The organism is Micromonospora sp. L32, from assembly GCF_052068055.1.
GTDB classification, from domain to species: Bacteria; Actinomycetota; Actinomycetes; order Mycobacteriales; family Micromonosporaceae; genus Micromonospora; species Micromonospora purpureochromogenes.
The window spans coordinates 848928-869045 of the sequence record NZ_JBQHDD010000001.1 but is presented as its reverse complement, the minus strand read 5'-3'; the positions used below and the strand labels follow the sequence as shown (position 1 = coordinate 869045).

Annotated in this window: 20 protein-coding genes; 11 read left to right on the top strand and 9 right to left on the bottom strand. The window is 73.1% G+C overall.

Going from position 1 to position 20118, the window contains the following annotated elements:
• The first annotated feature begins 135 nt into the window (after nt 1-135).
• The 4 genes from ACTMTB_RS04265 (at nt 136) to ACTMTB_RS04250 (ending at nt 7381) form a co-directional block, all read left to right on the top strand.
• Nucleotides 136-3846 (top strand): multifunctional oxoglutarate decarboxylase/oxoglutarate dehydrogenase thiamine pyrophosphate-binding subunit/dihydrolipoyllysine-residue succinyltransferase subunit, encoded by a 3711-nt coding sequence (locus tag ACTMTB_RS04265; RefSeq protein ID WP_441142509.1) that lies wholly within the window; start codon nt 136-138, stop codon nt 3844-3846.
• An 89-nt stretch (nt 3847-3935) separates the two neighbouring features.
• Nucleotides 3936-4115: a DUF6104 family protein gene (locus ACTMTB_RS04260; protein WP_088960493.1), complete on the top strand. Its 180-nt coding sequence runs from the start codon at nt 3936-3938 to the stop codon at nt 4113-4115.
• 81 nt (nt 4116-4196) lie between these two features.
• Nucleotides 4197-6263: a phosphate acetyltransferase gene (gene pta, locus ACTMTB_RS04255; protein ID WP_441142508.1), complete on the top strand. Its 2067-nt coding sequence runs from the start codon at nt 4197-4199 to the stop codon at nt 6261-6263.
• A complete protein-coding gene (locus ACTMTB_RS04250; protein WP_441142507.1) occupies nt 6260-7381 on the top strand; it encodes an acetate/propionate family kinase in 1122 nt (373 codons plus the stop codon). Before pta ends, ACTMTB_RS04250 begins: the two co-directional genes overlap by 4 nt.
• Before the next feature lie 22 nt (nt 7382-7403).
• On the opposite strand, the gene ACTMTB_RS04245 is transcribed toward ACTMTB_RS04250, so the two are convergent.
• On the bottom strand, nt 7404-7574 hold the full coding sequence (locus tag ACTMTB_RS04245) for a hypothetical protein (protein WP_280835921.1): 171 nt from the start codon (nt 7572-7574) through the stop codon (nt 7404-7406).
• A gap of 158 nt (nt 7575-7732) precedes the next feature.
• Between ACTMTB_RS04245 and ACTMTB_RS04240 the strand changes: the two genes are divergently transcribed.
• Nucleotides 7733-8620 (top strand): alpha/beta hydrolase family protein, encoded by an 888-nt coding sequence (locus ACTMTB_RS04240; protein WP_441142506.1) that lies wholly within the window; start codon nt 7733-7735, stop codon nt 8618-8620.
• Between the two features lie 99 nt (nt 8621-8719).
• Nucleotides 8720-9688 (top strand): alpha/beta hydrolase family protein, encoded by a 969-nt coding sequence (locus ACTMTB_RS04235; protein WP_441142505.1) that lies wholly within the window; start codon nt 8720-8722, stop codon nt 9686-9688.
• A gap of 76 nt (nt 9689-9764) precedes the next feature.
• Here ACTMTB_RS04235 and ACTMTB_RS04230 read toward each other — a convergent pair whose 3' ends face one another.
• From ACTMTB_RS04230 to ACTMTB_RS04220, 3 genes are all read right to left on the bottom strand, one after another.
• Nucleotides 9765-10727 carry a zinc-binding dehydrogenase gene (locus ACTMTB_RS04230; protein WP_441142504.1) on the bottom strand — a complete coding sequence of 321 codons (963 nt, stop codon included), beginning with the start codon at nt 10725-10727 and terminating at the stop codon, nt 9765-9767.
• A gap of 168 nt (nt 10728-10895) precedes the next feature.
• Nucleotides 10896-12074, bottom strand: a complete 1179-nt coding sequence (locus ACTMTB_RS04225) for an NAD(P)-dependent malic enzyme (RefSeq protein WP_441142503.1) — start codon at nt 12072-12074, stop codon at nt 10896-10898.
• Between the two features lie 141 nt (nt 12075-12215).
• A complete protein-coding gene (locus tag ACTMTB_RS04220; RefSeq protein WP_441142502.1) occupies nt 12216-12569 on the bottom strand; it encodes a S26 family signal peptidase in 354 nt (117 codons plus the stop codon).
• Nucleotides 12570-12653: 84 nt separating this feature from the next.
• On the opposite strand from ACTMTB_RS04220, the gene sodN reads away from it, so the two are divergent.
• From sodN to ACTMTB_RS04205, 3 genes are all read left to right on the top strand, one after another.
• Nucleotides 12654-13058 (top strand): superoxide dismutase, Ni, encoded by a 405-nt coding sequence (gene sodN, locus ACTMTB_RS04215; RefSeq protein WP_088960486.1) that lies wholly within the window; start codon nt 12654-12656, stop codon nt 13056-13058.
• A gap of 65 nt (nt 13059-13123) precedes the next feature.
• The gene (locus ACTMTB_RS04210; protein WP_350797447.1) at nt 13124-13633 is read left to right on the top strand and encodes a GNAT family N-acetyltransferase; all 510 of its coding nucleotides are present in this window, start codon (nt 13124-13126) and stop codon (nt 13631-13633) included.
• 32 nt (nt 13634-13665) lie between these two features.
• Nucleotides 13666-14073: an ATP-binding protein gene (locus ACTMTB_RS04205; protein WP_154942188.1), complete on the top strand. Its 408-nt coding sequence runs from the start codon at nt 13666-13668 to the stop codon at nt 14071-14073.
• A 22-nt stretch (nt 14074-14095) separates the two neighbouring features.
• On the opposite strand, the gene ACTMTB_RS04200 is transcribed toward ACTMTB_RS04205, so the two are convergent.
• Nucleotides 14096-14485: a hypothetical protein gene (locus ACTMTB_RS04200; protein ID WP_441142501.1), complete on the bottom strand. Its 390-nt coding sequence runs from the start codon at nt 14483-14485 to the stop codon at nt 14096-14098.
• A gap of 43 nt (nt 14486-14528) precedes the next feature.
• On the opposite strand from ACTMTB_RS04200, the gene ACTMTB_RS04195 reads away from it, so the two are divergent.
• Together ACTMTB_RS04195 and ACTMTB_RS04190 are read left to right on the top strand one after the other, a co-directional pair.
• Entirely contained in the window at nt 14529-15479 is a 951-nt protein-coding gene (locus tag ACTMTB_RS04195) for a diacylglycerol/lipid kinase family protein (protein WP_441142500.1), read from the top strand.
• Between the two features lie 441 nt (nt 15480-15920).
• Nucleotides 15921-16178, top strand: coding sequence for a WhiB family transcriptional regulator (locus tag ACTMTB_RS04190; protein ID WP_088960482.1), 258 nt, complete (start codon nt 15921-15923; stop codon nt 16176-16178).
• Nucleotides 16179-16304: 126 nt separating this feature from the next.
• Here ACTMTB_RS04190 and ACTMTB_RS04185 read toward each other — a convergent pair whose 3' ends face one another.
• The 4 genes from ACTMTB_RS04185 to ACTMTB_RS04170 form a co-directional block, all read right to left on the bottom strand.
• On the bottom strand, nt 16305-17063 hold the full coding sequence (locus ACTMTB_RS04185) for a sirohydrochlorin chelatase (RefSeq protein WP_441142648.1): 759 nt from the start codon (nt 17061-17063) through the stop codon (nt 16305-16307).
• A gap of 89 nt (nt 17064-17152) precedes the next feature.
• The gene (locus ACTMTB_RS04180) at nt 17153-17914 is read right to left on the bottom strand and encodes a phosphoadenylyl-sulfate reductase (RefSeq protein WP_441142499.1); all 762 of its coding nucleotides are present in this window, start codon (nt 17912-17914) and stop codon (nt 17153-17155) included.
• Complete coding sequence (locus tag ACTMTB_RS04175) at nt 17911-18072, bottom strand: hypothetical protein (protein ID WP_170285433.1); 162 nt, start codon at nt 18070-18072, stop codon at nt 17911-17913. The genes ACTMTB_RS04180 and ACTMTB_RS04175 overlap by 4 nt, the downstream gene beginning before the upstream one ends.
• A complete protein-coding gene (locus tag ACTMTB_RS04170; protein ID WP_441142498.1) occupies nt 18069-19781 on the bottom strand; it encodes a nitrite/sulfite reductase in 1713 nt (570 codons plus the stop codon). The genes ACTMTB_RS04175 and ACTMTB_RS04170 overlap by 4 nt, the downstream gene beginning before the upstream one ends.
• Between the last annotated feature and the right edge of the window lie 337 nt (nt 19782-20118).

The following is a 20118-nucleotide window of genomic DNA, read 5'->3' as shown; positions in this document are numbered from 1 at the left end:
GCCACCCGTCGGAGGCGGAAATGCCTGCGGCATTCGTACGGCGTAGCCTGGGAGCCGTCTCCCGTGCGCCGGTAACCGGGCACGGGTGCCGACCGCGTGACATACGAACCCGCGTGAAAGAGGCGATTACCGGCCGTGTCGACCCAGCAGACTTCGCAGGAGAACCCACTGGCGGGTTTCGGCCCGAACGAGTGGATCGTCGAGGAGATGTACCAGCGCTACCTCGCCGACCCGTCGAGCGTCGACTCGGCCTGGCACGACTTCTTCGCCGACTACCGGCCGGCCCCGGGCGCCGCCACGCCGCGCCCCGCCGAGGAGAAGGCCCCGGCCAAGGCCGCCCCCGCCGAGCCGGCCGGCCAGCCGGAGGCCGCCGTGACCGTGGCGCAGCCGGCCGCCCCCGCCAAGCCGGCCCCCGCCGCCAAGGCCCCCGCCAAGCCGGCGCCGGCCAAGGCCGCCCCGGCCAAGCCGGCCGCCAAGGCGCCGGCCGTGAGCGGTGCGGGCACCACCCCGCTGCGCGGCGTGGCCGCCAAGATCGTGCAGAACATGGACGCCTCGCTGGCGGTGCCGACCGCGACCAGCGTGCGCGCCGTCCCGGCCAAGCTGCTGGTCGACAACCGCATCGTGATCAACAACCACCTCGCCCGCGGGCGCGGTGGCAAGGTCAGCTTCACCCACCTGATCGGGTACGCGCTGGTCCGGGCGCTGGTCGAGCACCCCGAGATGAACAACTCCTTCGCCGAGGTCGACGGCAAGCCGGCGATGGTCCGCCCGGAGCACGTCAACCTGGGCATCGCCATCGACCTGGCCAAGCCGGACGGCTCCCGCAACCTGGTGGTGCCGTCCATCAAGGCCTGCGAGCAGATGGACTTCCGGCAGTTCTGGCAGGCGTACGAGGACGTGGTCCGGCGCGCCCGCCGCAACGAGCTGACCATGGAGGACTACGCCGGCACCACCATCTCGCTGACCAACCCGGGCGGCATCGGCACGGTGCACTCGATCCCCCGCCTGATGCAGGGGCAGAGCGCCATCATCGGCGTCGGCGCGATGGAGTACCCGGCGCCGTACCAGGGCATGAGCGAGACCACCCTGGCCGAGCTGGCGGTCAGCAAGATCATCACGCTGACCAGCACGTACGACCACCGGATCATCCAGGGCGCGCAGTCCGGCGAGTTCCTCAAGGTGATGCACGAGCTGCTGCTCGGCGAGCGCGGCTTCTACGACCAGATCTTCACCTCGCTGCGCATCCCGTACGAGCCGGTGCGCTGGATGCGGGACGTCGCGGTCGACTCCGAGGGCCAGATCAACAAGACCGCGCGGGTGCACGAGCTGATCCACGCGTACCGGGTGCGCGGCCACCTGATGGCCGACACCGACCCGCTGGAGTTCAAGATCCGGAAGCACCCGGACCTCGACGTCCTCCAGCACGGGCTGACCCTGTGGGACCTCGACCGGGTCTTCCCGGTCAACGGCTTCGCCGGCCGGCAGCGGATGAAGCTGCGGGAGATCCTCGGCGTGCTGCGTGACTCGTACTGCCGCCGGGTCGGCATCGAGTACATGCACATCCAGGACCCGGAGGAGCGCCGCTGGATCCAGGAGCGGATTGAGCGCCGGTACGAGAAGCCGTCGGCCGACGAGCAGAAGCACGTGCTCAACCGGCTCAACGCCGCCGAGGCCTTCGAGACCTTCCTGCAGACCAAGTACGTCGGGCAGAAGCGCTTCTCGCTGGAGGGCGGCGAGTCGCTGATCCCGCTGCTCGGCGAGATCCTGGAGTCGTCCGCCGAGGGCGGGCTGGACGAGGTCGTCATCGGCATGGCCCACCGCGGCCGGCTGAACGTGCTGGCCAACATCGTCGGCAAGCCGTACGAGAAGATCTTCTCCGAGTTCGAGGGCCACCTGGACCCGCGCTCGACCCAGGGCTCCGGCGACGTGAAGTACCACCTGGGCCAGAACGGCAAGTTCACCACCCCGGACGGCGACCACGCGGTCAAGGTCTCGGTGGTGGCGAACCCGTCGCACCTGGAGGCCGTGGACCCGGTGCTGGAGGGCATCGTCCGGGCCAAGCAGGACCGGATCGACCTCAAGCTGGAGGGCTACACCGTGCTGCCGCTGGCGGTGCACGGTGACGCCGCCTTCGCCGGCCAGGGCGTGGTCGCTGAGACGCTCAACCTCTCCCAGCTGCGCGGCTACCGCACCGGCGGCACCGTGCACGTGGTGGTCAACAACCAGGTCGGCTTCACCACCGCCCCGGAGTACAGCCGCTCCAGCCTCTACAGCACCGACGTGGCCCGGATGATCCAGGCGCCGATCTTCCACGTCAACGGCGACGACCCCGAGGCCGTGGTCCGGGTCGCCCGGCTGGCCTTCGAGTACCGGCAGGCGTTCAACAAGGACGTCGTGATCGACATGGTCTGCTACCGCCGGCGCGGGCACAACGAGGGCGACGACCCCTCGATGTCCAACCCGGAGATGTACAAGATCATCGACTCGAAGCGCTCGGTCCGCAAGCTCTACACCGAGGAGCTGATCGGGCGGGGTGACATCACCGTGGAGGACGCGGAGGAGCTGCTGCGCGACTACCAGGGGCAGCTGGAGCGGGTCTTCAAGGCCACCCGCGACGCCGCGACCACCCCGCGCAAGCTCAGCCGGCCGCGCCGCGAGGAGGAGCCGGAGCCGCAGGTGGAGACCGCCACCGACGCCGCCGTGGTCAAGGCGATCGGCGAAGCGCACGTCAACCTCCCCGAGGGCTTCACCCCGCACAAGCGGATCCAGCAACTGCTCGACCGGCGGGCCAAGATGTCCGTCGAGGGCAACATCGACTGGGGCTACGGCGAGATCATCGCCTTCGGCGCGCTGCTGCACGACGGGGTCACCGTCCGGCTCGCCGGGCAGGACTCCCGCCGCGGCACCTTCGTCCAGCGGCACGCCTCGGTGGTGGACGCCAAGACCGGCGACGACTACCTGCCGCTGAAGTCGCTCACCGGTGACGGCGAGCGGTCCCGGTTCTTCGTGCACGACTCGCTGCTGTCCGAGTACGCCGCGATGGGCTTCGAGTACGGCTACTCGGTGGAGAACGTCAACGCGCTGGTCTGCTGGGAGGCCCAGTTCGGTGACTTCGTCAACGGCGCCCAGTCGGTGATCGACGAGTTCATCTCCTCCGGCGAGGTGAAGTGGGGCCAGCGCTCCGCGGTCACCCTGCTGCTGCCGCACGGCCACGAGGGCCAGGGCCCGGACCACACGTCGGGTCGCCCGGAGCGGTTCCTCCAGCTCTGCGCGGAGGACAACATGCGGGTGTCCATCCCGACCACCCCGGCGAACTACTTCCACCTGCTGCGTCGCCAGGCCCTGTCGCCGAAGCGCAAGCCGCTGGTGGTGTTCACGCCGAAGTCGCTGCTGCGGCACAAGCTCTGCGTCTCCTCGGTGGAGGACTTCACCACCGGCACCTTCCAGCCGGTGCTGGCCGACACCGCCGCCCCGGCGCCGGAGCAGGTGAAGCGGGTGCTGCTCTGCTCGGGCAAGGTCTACTACGACCTGTTCCAGGCCCGGGCCGAGCGCGGCGTCACCGACACCGTGATCCTCCGGATGGAGCAGCTCTACCCGCTGCCGATCGAGGAGATCCGGGCCGCGCTGGCGCAGTACCCGAACGCCGAGGACTTCGCCTGGGTGCAGGAGGAGCCGGCCAACCAGGGTGCCTGGTCGTTCGTCGCGCTCAACCTGCTGGAGCACCTGGCCGACGTCCGGCTGCGGCGGATCTCCCGCCCGGCCGCGGCGGCCCCGGCGGTCGGCTCGGCCAAGATGCACGAGGTCGAGCAGACCGCGCTGATCGAGGCGGCCCTCCCCCGCCCGTGACCTGACCGCACCGCCGAGACCCGGGGCAGCGCCGTCCGCCGACGGCCCTGCCCCGGTTCCGTCGGCACCCTCCCGACAAGGACGTACGGATGTACTTCACCGACCGTGGCATCGAGGAACTCGTCGAGCGCCGGGCCGACGAGCAGGTCAGCATCGAGTGGCTCGCCGAGCGCCTGCGCGACTTCGTCGACCTGAACCCCGAGTTCGAGACCCCCATCGAACGCTTCGCCACCTACCTGGCCCGCCTCGACGACGAGGACGACGAGTAACCCCGGGACCATCCCGTCCGGCCCGGGTGGGTGGGACGGAGGTCCCGGGCGCGGGAGCGCGTGATCTCCTAGGGTGGGGGCGTGGCCCGCAGCGTCTACCTGACCAGCGTGGGGTCCGGCGGGGGGAAGTCGACCATCGCCCTCGGCCTCGCGGAACTCCTCTCCCGACAGGTCGAGCGGATCGGCGCGTTCCGGCCGCTGGTCGCCGACACCGGCGCCGACCCGATCCTCGCCCTGCTGATCGACCGCTACCGGGTGGACCTGCCGCAGCATGAGCTGACCGGCGCCACCTACGCCGAGGCGAGCGCGCTGGTCGCCGACGGCCGCCGGGAGGAACTGATCTCCCGGATCGTCGAGCGCTACCGCAGCGTCGAACAGCGCTGCCCGGCCGTGGTCGTGGTGGGCAGCGACTTCGCCGACGGCGGCGACGGCGCGGGCCCCCGCGAGCTGGCCTTCAACGCCCGGCTGGCCACCGAGTTCGGCAGCGTGGTGGTGCCGGTGATCGACGGCTTCGGGCAGGAGCCGGAGGCGATCGCGGCGGCGGCGCGTGGGGCGTACCACGATCTGGAGGACCTGGGCGCGACGGTGCTGGCGGTGATCGCCAACCGGGTGCCCGGGCCGATGACCCTGCCGGAGCTGCCCGTCCCCGCGTACGCCATCCCGGAGGTGCCGACCGTGTCGGCGCCGACGGTGGCCGAGGTGGCGGCGGCGCTCGGCGCCACCCTGCTCGCCGGGGACGACGCCGCGCTCGACCGCGACGTGCTCGACTACGTGGTCGGCGCCGCGCACGTGCCCACCCTGCTCGACCACCTCACCGAGGGGGCGCTGGTGATCACCCCGGGCGACCGGGCGGACCTGCTGGTCGCGGCCAGCGCCGCGCACGTCGCCGGGCAGGTCTCGGTGGCCGGGCTGGTGCTCACCTTGGGCGAGCAGCCCGATCCCCGGGCGATGCGGCTGGTCGAGGGGCTCAACACCGGGCTGGCGGTGCTCTCGGTACGCAGCGACAGCTACGACACGGTGGCCGCGTCCAGCCGGATCGAGGGGCGCCCGAGCCCGGCCAACCCGCGCAAGGTGGAGGCGGCGCTCGGCGCGTTCGAGGGCAACGTGGACACCGTCGACCTGGCCCGCCGGCTGCGGGTCAGCCGGTCCGAGCGGGTCACCCCGCTGATGTTCGAGTACGACCTGATCGACCGGGCCCGGGCCACCCGCCGTCGGCTGGTGCTGCCCGAGGGGGCCGAGGAGCGCATCCTGCGGGCGGCGGAGGTGCTGCTGCGGCGGGGCGTGGCCGACCTGACCCTGCTCGGCCGCCCGGACGACGTCACCCGCCGCACCCGGGAGCTGGGCATCGACGTCACCGGCGCCGACGTCGTCGACCCGGTCACCAGCGCGTGGCGCGACGAGTTCGCCGTCGAGTACGCGCGGCTGCGCGGCCACCGCGGCGTCACGGTCGAGCTGGCGCACGACGTCGTGGCCCGGCCCAACTACTTCGGCACGATGATGGTGGCCACCGGGCACGCCGACGGCATGGTCTCCGGGGCCACCCACACCACGGCGGCGACCATCCGCCCGGCGTTCGAGATCATCCGGACGGTGCCCGGGGTCTCGGTGGCCTCCAGCGTCTTCTTCATGCTGCTCGCCGACCGGGTGCTGGTCTACGGCGACTGCGCGGTCAACCCCGACCCGGACGCCGCCCAGCTCGCCGACATCGCCATGTCGTCGGCCGACACCGCCGCCCGGTTCGGCATCGAGCCCCGGGTGGCGATGTTGTCGTACTCCACCGGCGACTCGGGGGCCGGGGCGGACGTGGAGAAGGTCGCGGCGGCCACCAAGCTGGTCCGCGAGCGCCGCCCGGAGCTGCTGGTCGAGGGCCCGATCCAGTACGACGCGGCGATCGATCCGCAGGTCGCGGCGACGAAGCTGCCGCAGAGCACGGTGGCCGGCCGGGCGACGGTCTTCATCTTCCCGGACCTGAACACCGGCAACAACACGTACAAGGCGGTGCAGCGCTCGGCGGGCGCGGTCGCGGTCGGCCCGGTGATGCAGGGCCTGCGCCGGCCGGTCAACGACCTGTCCCGGGGCGCGACGGTCGCCGACATCGTCAACACGGTGGCGATCACCGCCATCCAGGCCGCCGCGGAGGCGTCATGACCGACCGGGTGCTGGTCCTCAACTGCGGTTCCTCGTCGGTGAAGTACCGGCTCTACGACGGTGAGACGGTCCGCGACTCCGGCACCGTGGAGCGGGTCGGCGAGCCGGGGGGCGGGCCGGCCGACCACGTCACCGCCGTCCGGCAGATCCTGGACCGACTCGACTTGGACGGGCTGGGTGCGGTCGGGCACCGGGTGGTGCACGGCGGCCGGCGGTTCAGCGAACCGGTGCTGATCGACGACGCGGTCCTCACCGCGATCCGGGAGCTGGTGCCGCTCGCGCCGCTGCACAACCCGGCCAACCTGGCCGGCATCGAGGTGGCCCGGGAGGCGCTGCCCGACGTGCCGCAGGTCGCCGTCTTCGACACCGCCTTCCACCATTCGCTGCCCGAGGCCGCCGCCACCTACGCCATCGACCGGGACGTCGCCGAGCGCTACGGCGTCCGCCGGTACGGCTTCCACGGCACCTCGCACGCGTACGTCTCGCGGCGCACGGCGGAGCTGCTCGGCCGACCGTACGAGGCGCTGCACACGATCACCCTGCACCTGGGCAACGGCGCCAGCGCCTGCGCGGTCTCCGGCGGCCGCAGCGTGGCCACCTCGATGGGCATGTCCCCGCTGGAGGGCCTGGTGATGGGCACCCGCAGCGGTGACCTGGACCCGACGGTCATCTTCCACCTGCGCCGGGAGGGCGGGCTGGGGGTGGACGAGATCGACGACCTGCTCAACCACCGCAGCGGGCTGCTCGGCCTGACCGGCGCGAACGACATGCGCGAGGTGCTCCAACGGCGGGCCGCCGGGGACCCGGCCGCCGCGCTGGCCTTCGACGTCTACTGCCGCCGGATCACCGGGTACGTCGGGGCGTACTACGCGCTGCTCGGCCGGGTCGACGCGGTCACCTTCACCGCCGGCGTGGGTGAGCACGCCGCGGAGGTCCGGGCCGCGGCGCTGGCCGGGCTGGACCGGCTGGGCATCGCCGTGGACCCGGCGCGCAACGCCGGCGCCGGCGACCGGGTGATCTCCCCCGACGGCGCCGAGGTCAGCGTGTGCGTGATCGGCACCGACGAGGAGCGGGAGATCGCCCGGGAGGCCCGCGTGGTGGCGGCGACCGCCGGCTGAGGGGAACCGGGTCGGCGGCGGCTCAGCCCAGGGCCAGCCAGCCGGCGACGGCGACCAGCAGCACCGCGACCGCGGCCGCGCCGGCGATCAGCGGCAGGCGGGACGCCACCTCGGCGGGCGCGGCGGGCTCCGAGTGGGCGAAGGCGCGGAACTGCTCGGTGTTGCCGCTGGGGTCCACGTACTCGTCAGACATGCCGGAGACCCTAGCGAAGCCGCGCACCCCGCACGGTCCCGCCGAACCCCGGGTGACGCTTGCGATCCGAGCGGTGGACGGGAACCGGCCGGGCGGCGGGCGGCACCCGGTCCGGACGGTGGGGCCGGGATGGGCCGCCGGCCCCCTACCGTGCAGGGATGGGGGTGCCGCGGCCGGTCGTCGCGTTGATCACGGCGCTGCTGGCGGGCTGCGCACCGGCCAATGCCGCGGTCGGTGGGCCGCCACCGGCCGGGCACGCCCCGGACCGGCTCCACCCGGTCGCGGTACGCACCCTCACCATCGACCCGACCGGGCCCCGGCCGCTGCCGGTGACGCTCTGGTACCCGACCGAGGGCGGGCGGGTCGCCCCGGGGCGGTTCCCGGTGGTGGTCTACAGCCACGGCCTGTGGAGCCTGCCCGAGCTGCACGCCGGGCTCACCACCCGCTGGGCGGCGGCGGGGTTCGTGGTGGCCGCGCCGACGTACCCGCACACCAACCTGCGGGCCCGGACGTTCAGCCGGGCCGACGTACGGCACCAGCCGGCGGACGGCTGGCGGCTGGTGCGGCACCTGGCCCGGCTCGACGCGGGGCGAGCGGACCCGCTCGCCGGGCACCTGGACGTCGGCCGGGTCGCCGCCGCCGGCCACTCGGCGGGCGGCTTCACCACCGCCGGCATGTTCACCTCGGGGCACTCGGCCCGGCTCCGCTCCGGCATCGTGATCGCCGGCGGCGGGCTGGCCGGCAGCTTCGCCGGGCCGGCCGCTCCCCTGCTCTTCGTGCACGGCACCGCCGACCCGGTGGTGCCGCTGGGCGTCGGTCGGGCCGCGTACGACCGGGCCGGCCCGCCGGCGGCCTTCCTGAGCGTGCTCGGGCAGGGGCACGGCGAGTACCTGACCCCGGGCGGCCCCGGCTTCGACCAGGTGCTCGCCACCACCACGGACTTCCTCCGCTGGACGCTCTACGACGATCGGGAGGCGGCCCGACGCCTGCCGGCCGACGCCCTCCGGCCCGGCGTCACCGCCCTCGACGACCGCCTGCGTCCCTGAGCGCGGGTGCCCGGCGGTCCGGCCACCGACCGTCCGCCGCAGGTCACACTGCGTCCAACAGTGGCCGGGCACCCCGGTGACCGGGGCACAATCGGATTCATGTCCCGTCGCCCCACCCCGGTCCTGCTCGCCACCGCCCTGCTCTCCGTCGGCCTCGCCGGCTGCTCGGCGGCTCCCGCCCCGACCGCCCGGCCGGCCGCCCCGCCGGAGCCGCCGAAGGCCACCACCCCGGCGCCGCGGGTACCCGCCGGCACCGCGCCGGGGAAGACCTTCGCCGTCGGCGTACGGCAGGTGAAGCTGAACCGGGACGGTGACCGCCCGCTGCCGGTGACCCTCTGGTACCCGGCCCGGGGCGCAACCGGTGGCGGGCCGGAGCGGGGGGCGGACGTGGCGGACGGGCGGTTCCCCGTGGTGATGTTCAGCCACGGCCTGAACGGCCGGCCCGACGACTACGCGGAGCTGCTCACCCGGTGGGCGGCGGCCGGGTTCGTGGTGGCCGCGCCGACCTTCCCGCACACCAGCCGGGGCGCCGACGGCAACGTGCTCGACGTGCTCAACCAGCCCGCCGACGTCTCGTACGCGCTGGACAAGGTGCTCGCGCTGGACGCGAAGGCCGGCGACCCGCTGCGCGGCCGGCTGGCCACGGACCGGGTTGCCGCGGCCGGGCACTCGGCCGGCGGGGTGACCACCATCGGCCTCTTCACCGCCGGCCGGGACGAGCGCCTCGACGCCGGGGTGGTCTTCGCCGGGACCGCGCTCGGGGTCGGCACCGCCTTCGCCGGGGCCGCCGCGCCGCAGCTCTTCGTGCACGGCGAGGCCGACGAGGTGGTCGACTACGCCGCCGGCAAGGCGGTGTACGACGCGGTCCCCTGGCCGAAGGCGATGCTGAGCCTGCCGAAGGGCGACCACGGCCGGGCCCTGCTCAGCGACGGCGCGGCGCTGAGGGTGGTCTCCGACACCACGTCGGAGTTCCTCCGCTGGACCCTCTACGGCGACGCGGCGGCCCGGACCCGCCTCCCCACCGACGCCGCCCGCGGCAACCTCGCCACCCTCGACGACCACCTCTGAGGCACTTTCCGAGAAAGAGTGGCCATCCGACGCGGAATGGCCACTCTTTCTCGGAAGGTGCGGGGAGCTTGGGGGGTCAGGCGGTGTGGTCGATGACGACCTTGCCGAAGACGTCGCCGGAGTGCAGGCGGGCGAAGGCGTCCTCGACCTTGCTGAACGGCACCACGCTGTCCACCACCGGGCGCACCTCGTGCTCGGCGCAGAAGGTCAGCAGGTCGGTCAGCTCGTCCGGGGTGCCCATGGAGGTGCCGAGGATCTCCAGCTGCATGGCGAAGACCCGCCGCAGGTTGATCTTCGGCTCGTGCCCGGCGGTCGCCCCGGAGACCACGATCCGGGCCAGCGGGGCGGCGGACTTCAGCGAGTGGTCGAAGGTGGCCGCGCCGACCGTCTCGATCACCACGTCGACCCGCTCGGGCAGGCGTGCGCCGGGTTCCAGCGCGGTCGCCCCGAGGGCGGCGATCCGCTCCCGCTTGCCGGCGTCCCGGCTGGTCGCGTACACCCGCTTGCCGTGCCCCACGGCGAGCGCGACGGCCGCGGTGGCCACGCCGCCGCCCGCGCCCTGGACCAGCACCGACTCGGCGTCGTCGATCCGGCCCTTGGTGGTCAGCATCCGCCACGCGGTCAGCCAGGCCGTCGGCAGGCAGGCCGCGTCGGTCGCCGACAGGCCCGTCGGCAGCGGGATCAGGTTCACCCGGGGTACGGCCACCCGCTCGGCGAGGGTGCCGGCGAAGTGCTCGGAGAGGATGGAGACGCCACGCGGGTCGCCGGGGGTGGGCACCACCGGGTAGATGACCACCTCGTTGCCGTCCGGGTCGGTGCCGACCGCGTCGCAGCCCAGGATCATCGGCAGCTGGTCGGGGGCCAGGCCCACCCCGCGCAGGGACCACAGGTCGTGGTGGTTGAGCGAGCTGGCCCGCACCTGCACGGTCACCCAGTCTTCCTCCGGGTGGGTCGGCTCGGGACGCTCGCCGACGGTCAACGCGGCGAGCGGATTGTCGGTGTCGAAGCTCGAGGCATAGGCGGCACGCATGGTCGGCACCGTAACAAGGAGAACCACCCCCGACCCAGGACCTACCCCACAACCCCGCCCTCCCCGGTCACAATCCCTCGCACATTCAGAGAAGGAGTGGCCTCCCGGCGTCGGGAGGCCACTCCTTCTCTGAAACTGGGTGTCCCAGTGGGCGGAGAGGTGCGGGCGGGAGACCGGTCAGGCGCGGGTGACGCCGTCGCGCCGGGCCGCCTCGGCGACCGCCGCCGCCACCGCGGGAGCCACCCGGGGGTCGAGCGGGGAGGGCACGATCGCGTCGGCGGTGAGCGACTCGGCCACCACCCCGGCGATCGCGTCCGCTGCGGCCACCTTCATCGCGTCGGTGATCCGGGTGGCCCGGGCGTCCAGCGCACCCCGGAACACGCCGGGGAACGCCAGCACGTTGTTGATCTGGTTGGGGTAGTCGCTGCGGCCGGTCGCCACCACCGCGACGTGCCGGGCGGCCACCTCGGGGTGCACCTCGGGGGTGGGATTGGCCAGCGCGAAGACGATGCCGCCGGGCGCCATGCCGGCGATCGCCGCCTCGGGGATCTGCCCGCCGGAGACGCCGACCAGGACGTCCGCGCCGCGCAGCGCCTCGGTGATGTCACCCTGGCGGCCCTCGGCGTTGGTGGACTCCGCCAGCTCGGCCTTGGTGCCGGTCAGCCCGGCGCGGTGCCGGCCGATGATGCCCTTGGAGTCGCAGACCACCACCTGGTCGGGGTTCACGCCGCCGGCGACCAGCATCTTCGTCACCGCCACCCCGGCCGCGCCGGCGCCGCTGACCGCCACCCGCAGGTCGCCGAGCTTGCGGTTGAGCAGCGCCGCCGCGTTGCGCAGCGCGGCCAGCACGACGATCGCGGTGCCGTGCTGGTCGTCGTGGAAGACCGGGATGGCCAGCGCCTCGTCCAGCCGGCGCTCCACCTCGAAGCAGCGGGGGGCGCTGATGTCCTCCAGGTTGATCCCGCCGAAGGAGGGGGCGAGCGCCTTCACCGTCGCCACGATCTCGTCCACGTCCTGGGTGTCCAGACAGATCGGTACCGCGTCCACGCCGGCGAACTGCTTGAACAGCACCGCCTTGCCCTCCATCACCGGCAGCGCGGCGCGCGGGCCGATGTTGCCGAGGCCGAGTACGGCCGAGCCGTCGGTGACGACCGCGACGGTGTGCGACACCCACGTGTAGTCGTCGGCCAGGGCCGGGTCGGCGGCGATCGCCTCGCAGACCCGGGCGACGCCCGGGGTGTAGGCGAGGGAGAGGTCCTCGCGGCTGGTCAGCGGGACCGTCGAGGTGACGGCCATCTTGCCGCCGACGTGCAACCGGAAGACGGGATCAGCGGGATCCACGGTGGACGCAGACATGGTGACTCCAGGATCTGTCGAGCAGACGGAGCGGCCGGCGCGGGCGCGAGGTGAGGCGCCTGGCGGCGGCACGCGGTGCGGGGGGTCACCCGGGCACTTTCCGAGCATAGTCACGCCAGGGGTGCGCCGATGTGAGCAGGGTCATAACGGGTCGCGTGGCAGCCGACCGGGGCGGGGCCAGTAGCGGCACACCACCCGTCCGAGCACGTCGGCCACCCCGTACGCCCGGGAGTCGTCGGTGACGAGTTCGTTGTCGCCGCGTACCCACCAGCCGCCGTCCTGCCGGCGGACCGCGCGCTTGACCACCAGCAGGTCGGGCCGGGTCCGGAAGACCGCGACCACGACGTCGCCCGGCCGGACCGACCGGCCGACCCGACGGACCAGTACGGCGTCCCCGTGCCGCAGCGTGGGCGCCATGGACGGACCGGTCACCCCGACGGCCGTGAGCCACCGGCGCAGCCGCGCCGCCGCCGGGCCCGCCCCCTCGACCGTCACCAGGTTTCCCCTCCACCCCTGCCGGGGACGCCCCCAGGAGTAATGTCGGCTTGGATCATCGCAAACATCCCGTGGAGGACCCAGATGCGACTTCCCCGCATCCTTACGCCCCGTCTGACCGCCAGCGCCCACTGCGACCTGCCGTGCGGCGTCTACGACCCGGCGCAGGCCCGGATCGAGGCCGAGTCGGTCAAAATGATCTGCGAGAAGTACCAGGCGAACACCGACCCGGAGTTCCGCACCCGGGCCATCATCATCAAGGAGCAGCGGGCCGAGCTGGTCAAGCACCACCTCTGGGTGCTGTGGACCGACTACTTCAAGCCGGCCCACTTCGAGAAGTACCCGCACCTGCACCAGCTCTTCAACGAGGCCACCAAGATGGCCGGCGCGGCCGGCGCCAAGGGCGCGACCGACCCGAGCAAGGCCGACGAGCTGCTGCAGAAGATCGACGAGATCTCGAAGATCTTCTGGGAGACCAAGAAGGCGTGACCCTGGCCTCCCCGGCACCGACGATCCGGCCGGCGCGTCCCGCGGACGTGCCGGCCGTCGTCGCGATGGTGCACGAACTCGCCGACTACGAGCGCGCCGCCGACCAGTGTCGGCTGACCGAGGAACAGCTCACCGCCGCCCTGTTTGCGACTGCTCCAGGTCGCGGCGCGGCGTCAGACGCGCCGAGCTGGAGCAGTCGTAGCCCGGCGCCGGCGTTGTTCGGGCACGTCGCGGTGGACGACCGGGACGAGCCGGTCGGGTTCGCGCTCTGGTTCCTCAACTTCTCCACCTGGGCCGGCGTGCACGGCGTCTACCTGGAGGACCTGTACGTCCGCCCCGAGCACCGGGGCACCGGCGCCGGCCGGCTGCTGCTCGCCGCGCTCGCCGCGATCTGCGTGGAGCGGGGCTACGAGCGGCTGGAGTGGTGGATGATCAACTGGAATCCGGCGGCCCGCTTCTACGCCTCCATCGGCGCGGTGCAGCTCGACGAGTGGGTGCCGTACCGGCTCAGCGGGCCGGCGCTGCACGGGCTCGCCGCCCAGTCGACCTCGGCCCCCGCCCGGCCGGACGCCTGAGGGGGTAGAGTCCCCGACCGGGGGGATGAGGCGTGACTCAACTGACCGGCCAGCCGACGACCGACGACGACGTCGTGCACCTCACGGTGCCCGCCGACGGCGGCTACCTCGGCGTGCTGCGCACCGCCACGGCGGGGCTCGCGGCCCGCCTCCAGTTCGCCCTCGACGAGATCGAGGACCTGCGCATCGCCGTCGACGAGGCCTGCGCGATGCTGCTCGCCATCGCCACCCGCGACGCCGAACTGGAGTGCCGCTTCTCGGTCACCGAGGACGCGCTCACCGTCGAGGTGACCGTGCCGACCGTGCGGGGCGCCACGCTGCCGTCGGAGTCCTCGTTCGCCTGGAAGGTGCTCACCGCGCTGACCACCGCCGCCTTCGCGGACGCGGCCGACGGCCGGGCCACCATCTCGCTGCTGACCCGGCGCTCCTCCGGCTACTGAGCCGCCGGGCGGCCCGCGGCGGTCACCGGAAGCCCAGGGCGCGCGTCGTGGGCGGGCTGACCAGCAGCGCGCAGACGCCGACCCCGAGGACCATCAGCGGTACGCCGAGCCAACCCAGGCCGCCGGAGATCATGAACCACCCGACCGGCAGCAGCATCAACTGGAGCACCATCGCCGGCGCGCGGGCACCGGCCCGGCGACGGGCCAGCGCCGCGCCGAGAGCCCAGAGGGCGGCGGCGCCGGCGAACGCGAACCCGGTCACGAAGAGTGCCGACACCAGATCGGTCTTGGTGGCGGTCAGGTCGGCCCAGATCAGCCAGGCGGCCAGCAGGGCCAGCGCGACCGCCTCGCCGCGCAGCAGCCGTACCGCCCAGCGCAGGGTGTCGGGCACCGGGTCGGAGTCGATGGTCACGCGCGCCACGATACCCGTGACGGATCGGGGTACAGTGCCGCCCATGCGGGCCGTCCTGGTGGTCAATCCGAAGGCCACCACCACCAGCGAGCGCAGCCGGGACGTCCTGGTCCGGGCCCTGCGCAGCGAAGTAGACCTGTCGGTGCGGTACACCCGGCGACGGGGTCACGCCATGGACATCGCCCGGGAGGCGGTCGCCGAAGGGGTCGACGTCGTCGTCACGCTGGGTGGCGACGGGACGGTCAACGAGGTGGTGAACGGCCTGATGAAGGCCGCGCCGCCGGCCACCCGCCCCGGCGGTACACCCGCCGAGCGACTGCCCGCGCTGGCCACCGTGCCGGGTGGTTCGACCAACGTCTTCGCCCGCGCCCTGGGGCTGCCCCGGGAGTGGCCGGAGGGCACCAGCATGATCCTCGAAGGGCTGCGGCTGGGCCGCTCCCGCACGATCGGGCTGGGTCGCGCCGACGACCGCTACTTCACCTTCTGCGCCGGCTTCGGAGTGGACGCGGCGGTGATCCACCGGGTGGAACAGGCCCGCAAACGCGGTCGCGTCTCCACCCCGGCGCTCTACTTCCGCTCCACGCTCAGCCAGTACTTCCTCGACTCCGACCGGCGGCACCCGGCGATCACCCTGGGGCGCCCCGGTGAGGCGGCCGAGGCCGAGCTGGCGACGGTGATAATCCAGAACTGCGCCCCGTGGACGTACCTGGGCGAGCGGGAGATCAATCCGAATCCGGAGGCCTCGTTCGATCTGGGGCTCGACGTGATGGCGCTGCGTCAGCTCCGGGTGGCCAGCACCACACGCACAGTGACGCAGTTCCTGTCCCGGCACCCCGATCCGCGCGGCAAGCAGGTACTCCGGCTGCACGACGTGCCCGAGTTCACGCTGATCAGCGCTCGCCCGCAAGCGTTCCAGCTCGACGGCGACTACCTTGGCGAACGGGAGAAAGTCAGATTCACATCCGTTCCCGACGCACTGAGAGTAATCTGCTAGGTCTCGGGTAACGCCCTAGGTTGACGGTCGTTACACCGCACGACGCGGTGGCCGCCACAACGAGGGGTTGGTGCCGGAAATGTCAGCAATGTCACGCGCACTGTACTATATTGATCCTCGACTGTGGTACGCCGGGTAACCAGGGACGCCTGGAATCCGGACAAAAGGGTCGTGAGCTTGCTCACCGTGCGGAGTTTTTCCGCGCGGCACCCTTGACATCGACAGCGTTCGTGAAAGTATTCACAAGCGAACTTGAGTTACCGGGACATTGCCTGGATATGCTCGGCAGGTTGAGCTGTTCCAGCAGGTCCAGGGACTGCACAGGCCTGCTCACGCACTGCCGAATAGTCAGACGCGAACCGTCACGACCGGCACTGCGGACGCATATAAGAAAAGCACCAGCGTTTCTGCCACCCATCCAGAATGAGGAGTGTTGCCGCCATGGACTGGCGCCACGATGCCGTCTGCCGCGACGAGGACCCGGAGCTGTTCTTCCCGATCGGGACGTCCGGTCCGGCCCTCCTGCAGGTGGAGCAGGCCAAGGCCGTCTGCCGGCGCTGCCCGGTGACCGACCACTGCCTGCAGTGGGCGCTGGAGTCCGGTCAGGACGCCGGCGTCTGGGGCGGGATGAGCGAAGAGGAGCGCCGCGCGGTGAAGCGCCGCGGCGGCATCCGGGTGCTGCGCGCTCACTCTGCCTGACCCACCACACAGTCGTACGCCCCGGCCGGGTCCACCGGCCGGGGCGTTCTGCTGTCCGGACGCCGCACGGCTGCTCCGATACCCGGCCGGGCACCGATCCGATCATCGACGGGACGGTGAGCCCGGTCACCACCGCTGCACCGCGTCGACCCGCCGCAGCACCAGCTCGGCCAGTTCGGGCGTATCGGTCAGCGGCTCGCTGACCGCCACCGCACCGGCCCGGCAGGCCGCCGCCACCACCCCGTCGTGGAAGAGCCCCGGGGCCAGGAAGTACGCCGCCACGGCCACCCGCCGGGCGCCGGCGGCGCGCAGCCGGGCCACCGCCACGTCGGTCGTCGGCGGCGCCGCCGAGGCGTACGAGACGGTGCAGGGGATCCGCAGTTCGGCGGCGAGCGCCGCGGCGACCCGACCCACCGAGCCGCGCGCCCGGGCGTCCCGGGTGCCCGCCGCCGCCAGCACCAGGGCGTCGAAGCCGTCCGGCTCCGCCTCCGCCAACCGCCGCCGCAGCCCGGCCAGCAGCCGGGCGTCGACCGTGCCGTCGGCGGGGCCGAGCACGTCGGTGACGCGTACCGCCAGCTCCGGCGCCGTGTCGCGAGCCGCCACCACCGCCGCCGGGATGTCCACCCGCCGGTGGTAGGCGGCGGTGAGCAGCAGCGGCACCAGCACCGCCCGGGTGTGCCCCGCCACGGCCAGCCCGCGCAGCACCGCCGTCGGGTCCGGTGCGGTGTGGTCCAGCCAGCTCGGCAGGACGGCCGTGCCGGGCCGGGCCGCCTCGACCGCCCGGGCCAGCGCCCGGGTCGCCTCGGCCGCCCGGGGATCCCGGCTGCCGTGCGCCACCAGCACCACCGGCGGACGGCCGCCGCCCGGCGCCGGGCAGGGCCGAATCCCCCGCGCCGGCCCCGAATGGTCGCCGACCGGCACGGCCGGTCCGCCGGCCCCCGGCGTGGTCTCCCCCGCGCCGGGAACCGGCCCGGTCAGACGTGCAGGCCGCACTCGGTCTTCTCGAACATGGCCCAGCGGCCGGCCCGCGGGTCCTCACCCGCCTTGGTGCGACGGGTGCACGGCCAGCAGCCGATCGAGCCGTAGCCGCGACTGAACAGCTCGTTGACCGGGATGTCGTACCGGGAGATGTAGGAGTCCACGTCGGCCTGGGTCCAAGCCGCGATCGGGTTGACCTTCACCTTGCCGCGCCGGGCATCGAAGGTCACCACCGGCGTGTTCGCCCGGGTGGGCGACTCGTCCCGACGCAGCCCGGCGGCCCAGGCGTCGTACCCGGCCAGGGCCCGCTCCAGCGGCTCCACCTTGCGCAGCTGGCAGCAGTCGTCGGGCGAGCGGTTGAACAGCCGGGGGCCGTACTCGCCGTCCTGCTGGCCCACGGTGAGCCGGGGGCGGATCGAGCGGACGTTGACCGGCAGCCGGCGGGCCACCTCGTCGCGCACCTTCAGCGTCTCGGGGAAGTGCAGCCCGGTGTCGAGGAAGACCACGTCGACGCCGGGAGCGACCCGGGAGACCAGGTGGGCCAGCACCCCGTCGGCCATCGAGCTGGTCACGCAGAACCGGTCGCCGAAGGTCTTGGCGGCCCAGCGGGCGATCTCCAACGCCGGGGCGCCCTCCAGCTCCCGGCCGGCCCGCTCGGCCAGCGCGCGCAGCTCCTCCGGGTCACGCCGGGCCGGTTCGGCCGGCTTCGGGCCGCCGATGCCGACCAGGCCCAGGTTCGTAGCGGAGGCCAGGTTCATCGGGCCACCACCTTGGCGAGCAGGCCGGTGAACCGCACCGTGAAGACGCGGGCGCAGGCGTGGCACTCCCAGGCGCCGTGCCCGGCCTCGTTCGGCCGCAGGTCCTCCTCGCCGCAGTACGGGCAGTACAGCGGCGCGGAACGGGTTTCGCTACTCATCGAAGCTCCTCCTCGTCGACCCTGATCACCCAGTTGGCGAACGTCTCGCCCTCGCTCCGGCCGGCCAGGTAGCGGCGGGCCAGTCGTTCCACGTACTCCGGGAGCTCCTCGGCGGTGGTCTTGAGGCCGCGCAGCTTGCGCCCGAAGCCGGCCGTCTGCCCCTGGGCCATGCCCAGCCCGCCGCCGAGGTGCACCTGGAAGCCCTCCACCTGGCGGCCGTCCGGGCCGACCACCAGCTGCCCCTTGAGGCCGATGTCGGCGACCTGGGTGCGGGCGCAGGCGTTCGGGCAGCCGTTGAGGTGGATGGAGATGTCGGCGTCGAAGTCGCGCAGCCGCTCCTCCAGCCGGGCCACCAGTTCCTCGCCGCGTCGCTTGGTCTCGACGATGGCCAGCTTGCAGAACTCGATGCCGGTGCAGGCCATGGTGCCGCGCCGCCAGGCCGACGGCCGCGCCTCCAGGCCGATCCCGCGCAGCGCGTCGACCAGGGACTCCGTCCGCTCCGGCGGCACGTCGAGCACCAGCAGCTTCTGGTACGGGGTGAGCCGTACCCGGTCGCTGCCGTGCGCCTCGACCGCGTCGGCCAGCTGGGCGAGCTGACTGCCGGAGACCCGCCCGACCACCGGGGCGGCCCCGACGTAGTTGCGCCCGTCGCGCTGGCGGTGCACGCCGATGTGGTCGACCGGCTTGTCGGGCAGCTCCGGGGCCGGGCCGTCGAGCAGGGTCCGCCCCAGGTACTCCTTCTCCAGCACCTCGCGGAACTTCTCCACGCCCCAGTCGGCGACCAGGAACTTCAGCCGGGCCCGGTTGCGCAGCCGGCGGTACCCGTAGTCGCGGAAGATGCCGACCACGCCGGCCCACACGTCCGGCACCTCGTTCAGCGGCACCCAGACGCCCAGCCGCTTGGCCAGCATCGGGTTGGTGGAGAGGCCGCCGCCGACCCAGACGTCGAAGCCGGGGCCGTGCTCCGGGTGGTCGACCCCGAGGAAAGCGACGTCGTTCGCCTCGTACGGGGTGTCGACCAGCCAGGAGATCGTCGTCTTGAACTTGCGCGGCAGGTTCGAGTACGCCTTGTCGCCGACGTACCGGCGGACGATCTCGTCGATCGCCGGGGTCGGGTCGAGCACCTCGTCGCGGGCCACCCCGGCGACCGGGCTGCCGAGCACGATGCGCGGGCAGTCACCGCACGCCTCGGTGGTCTGCAGGTCGACCGACTCCAGCCGGCGCCAGATCTCCGGCATGTCCTCGACCCGGATCCAGTGGTACTGGATGTTCTGCCGGTCGGTGATGTCGGCGGTGTCCCGGGCGAACTCGCGGGAGATGTCGGCGATCACCCGGAGTTGGGCCAGGTTGAGCTGGCCGCCGTCGACCCGCACCCGGAGCATGAAGAACTCGTCCTCCAGCTCGTGCGGCTCCAGCACGGCGGTGCGCCCGCCGTCGATGCCGGCCTTGCGCTGGGTGTAGAGGCCCCACCAGCGGAACCGGCCACGCAGGTCCTGCGGGTCGATGGCGGCGAAGCCACGGTGGGCGTAGATGTTCTCGATCCGGGCCCGGACGTTCAGCGGGTCGTCGTCCTTCTTGATCCGCTCGTTGGCGTTGAGCGGCTCGCGGTGGCCGAGCGCCCACTGCCCCTCGCCGCGCGGACGACGGGGTGCCCGGGCGGCGGGCGCCGTCGGGGTCTCCGGACGGGCCGGGGTGCTGCTGACCGCCATCGCGGCGTCCTCCGTTGTCTGCTGTGCCTCAGTGGATGCGCGGGCGCGGCGGCCGACCCGTGGGACGGGCCGAGGACAACGGTGTCGGAACGGCCGGCGCGCAGTACGCGCCCGAGACGGATGGGTCGGGCGTCGTCAGTGGGCCGGACAGATCGCGCTGCGCACGCGGCCGTAGTCGACGTGGCGACGGGCCACGAAGCGGCGGACGACAGCGGCGGTCATGGGGCCATGCTGCCACACCCCCGGGGGGCCGGCCAACGAGCGCGTGCGCCATCCCACATCACGGGCCGCGGCCGCCGCCGGCACCGCCCCCGCGCTGCGACCGCCTCCGCCAGCC

Excerpts from the sequence above, each read along its gene's own strand:
- ACTMTB_RS04245 (WP_280835921.1), bottom strand. The coding sequence starts at position 7,574 with ATGTCTGACGAGTACGTGGACCCCAGCGGCAACACCGAGCAGTTCCGC.
- ACTMTB_RS04240 (WP_441142506.1), top strand. The coding sequence starts at position 7,733 with ATGGGGGTGCCGCGGCCGGTCGTCGCGTTGATCACGGCGCTGCTGGCG.
- ACTMTB_RS04195 (WP_441142500.1), top strand. The coding sequence starts at position 14,529 with ATGCGGGCCGTCCTGGTGGTCAATCCGAAGGCCACCACCACCAGCGAG.
- ACTMTB_RS04250 (WP_441142507.1), top strand. The coding sequence starts at position 6,260 with ATGACCGACCGGGTGCTGGTCCTCAACTGCGGTTCCTCGTCGGTGAAG.
- sodN (WP_088960486.1), top strand. The coding sequence starts at position 12,654 with ATGCGACTTCCCCGCATCCTTACGCCCCGTCTGACCGCCAGCGCCCAC.
- ACTMTB_RS04175 (WP_170285433.1), bottom strand. The coding sequence starts at position 18,072 with ATGAGTAGCGAAACCCGTTCCGCGCCGCTGTACTGCCCGTACTGCGGC.
- ACTMTB_RS04235 (WP_441142505.1), top strand. The coding sequence starts at position 8,720 with ATGTCCCGTCGCCCCACCCCGGTCCTGCTCGCCACCGCCCTGCTCTCC.
- ACTMTB_RS04180 (WP_441142499.1), bottom strand. The coding sequence starts at position 17,914 with ATGAACCTGGCCTCCGCTACGAACCTGGGCCTGGTCGGCATCGGCGGC.
- ACTMTB_RS04170 (WP_441142498.1), bottom strand. The coding sequence starts at position 19,781 with ATGGCGGTCAGCAGCACCCCGGCCCGTCCGGAGACCCCGACGGCGCCC.
- ACTMTB_RS04225 (WP_441142503.1), bottom strand. The coding sequence starts at position 12,074 with ATGTCTGCGTCCACCGTGGATCCCGCTGATCCCGTCTTCCGGTTGCAC.
- ACTMTB_RS04260 (WP_088960493.1), top strand. The coding sequence starts at position 3,936 with ATGTACTTCACCGACCGTGGCATCGAGGAACTCGTCGAGCGCCGGGCC.
- ACTMTB_RS04190 (WP_088960482.1), top strand. The coding sequence starts at position 15,921 with ATGGACTGGCGCCACGATGCCGTCTGCCGCGACGAGGACCCGGAGCTG.
- ACTMTB_RS04210 (WP_350797447.1), top strand. The coding sequence starts at position 13,124 with ATGGTGCACGAACTCGCCGACTACGAGCGCGCCGCCGACCAGTGTCGG.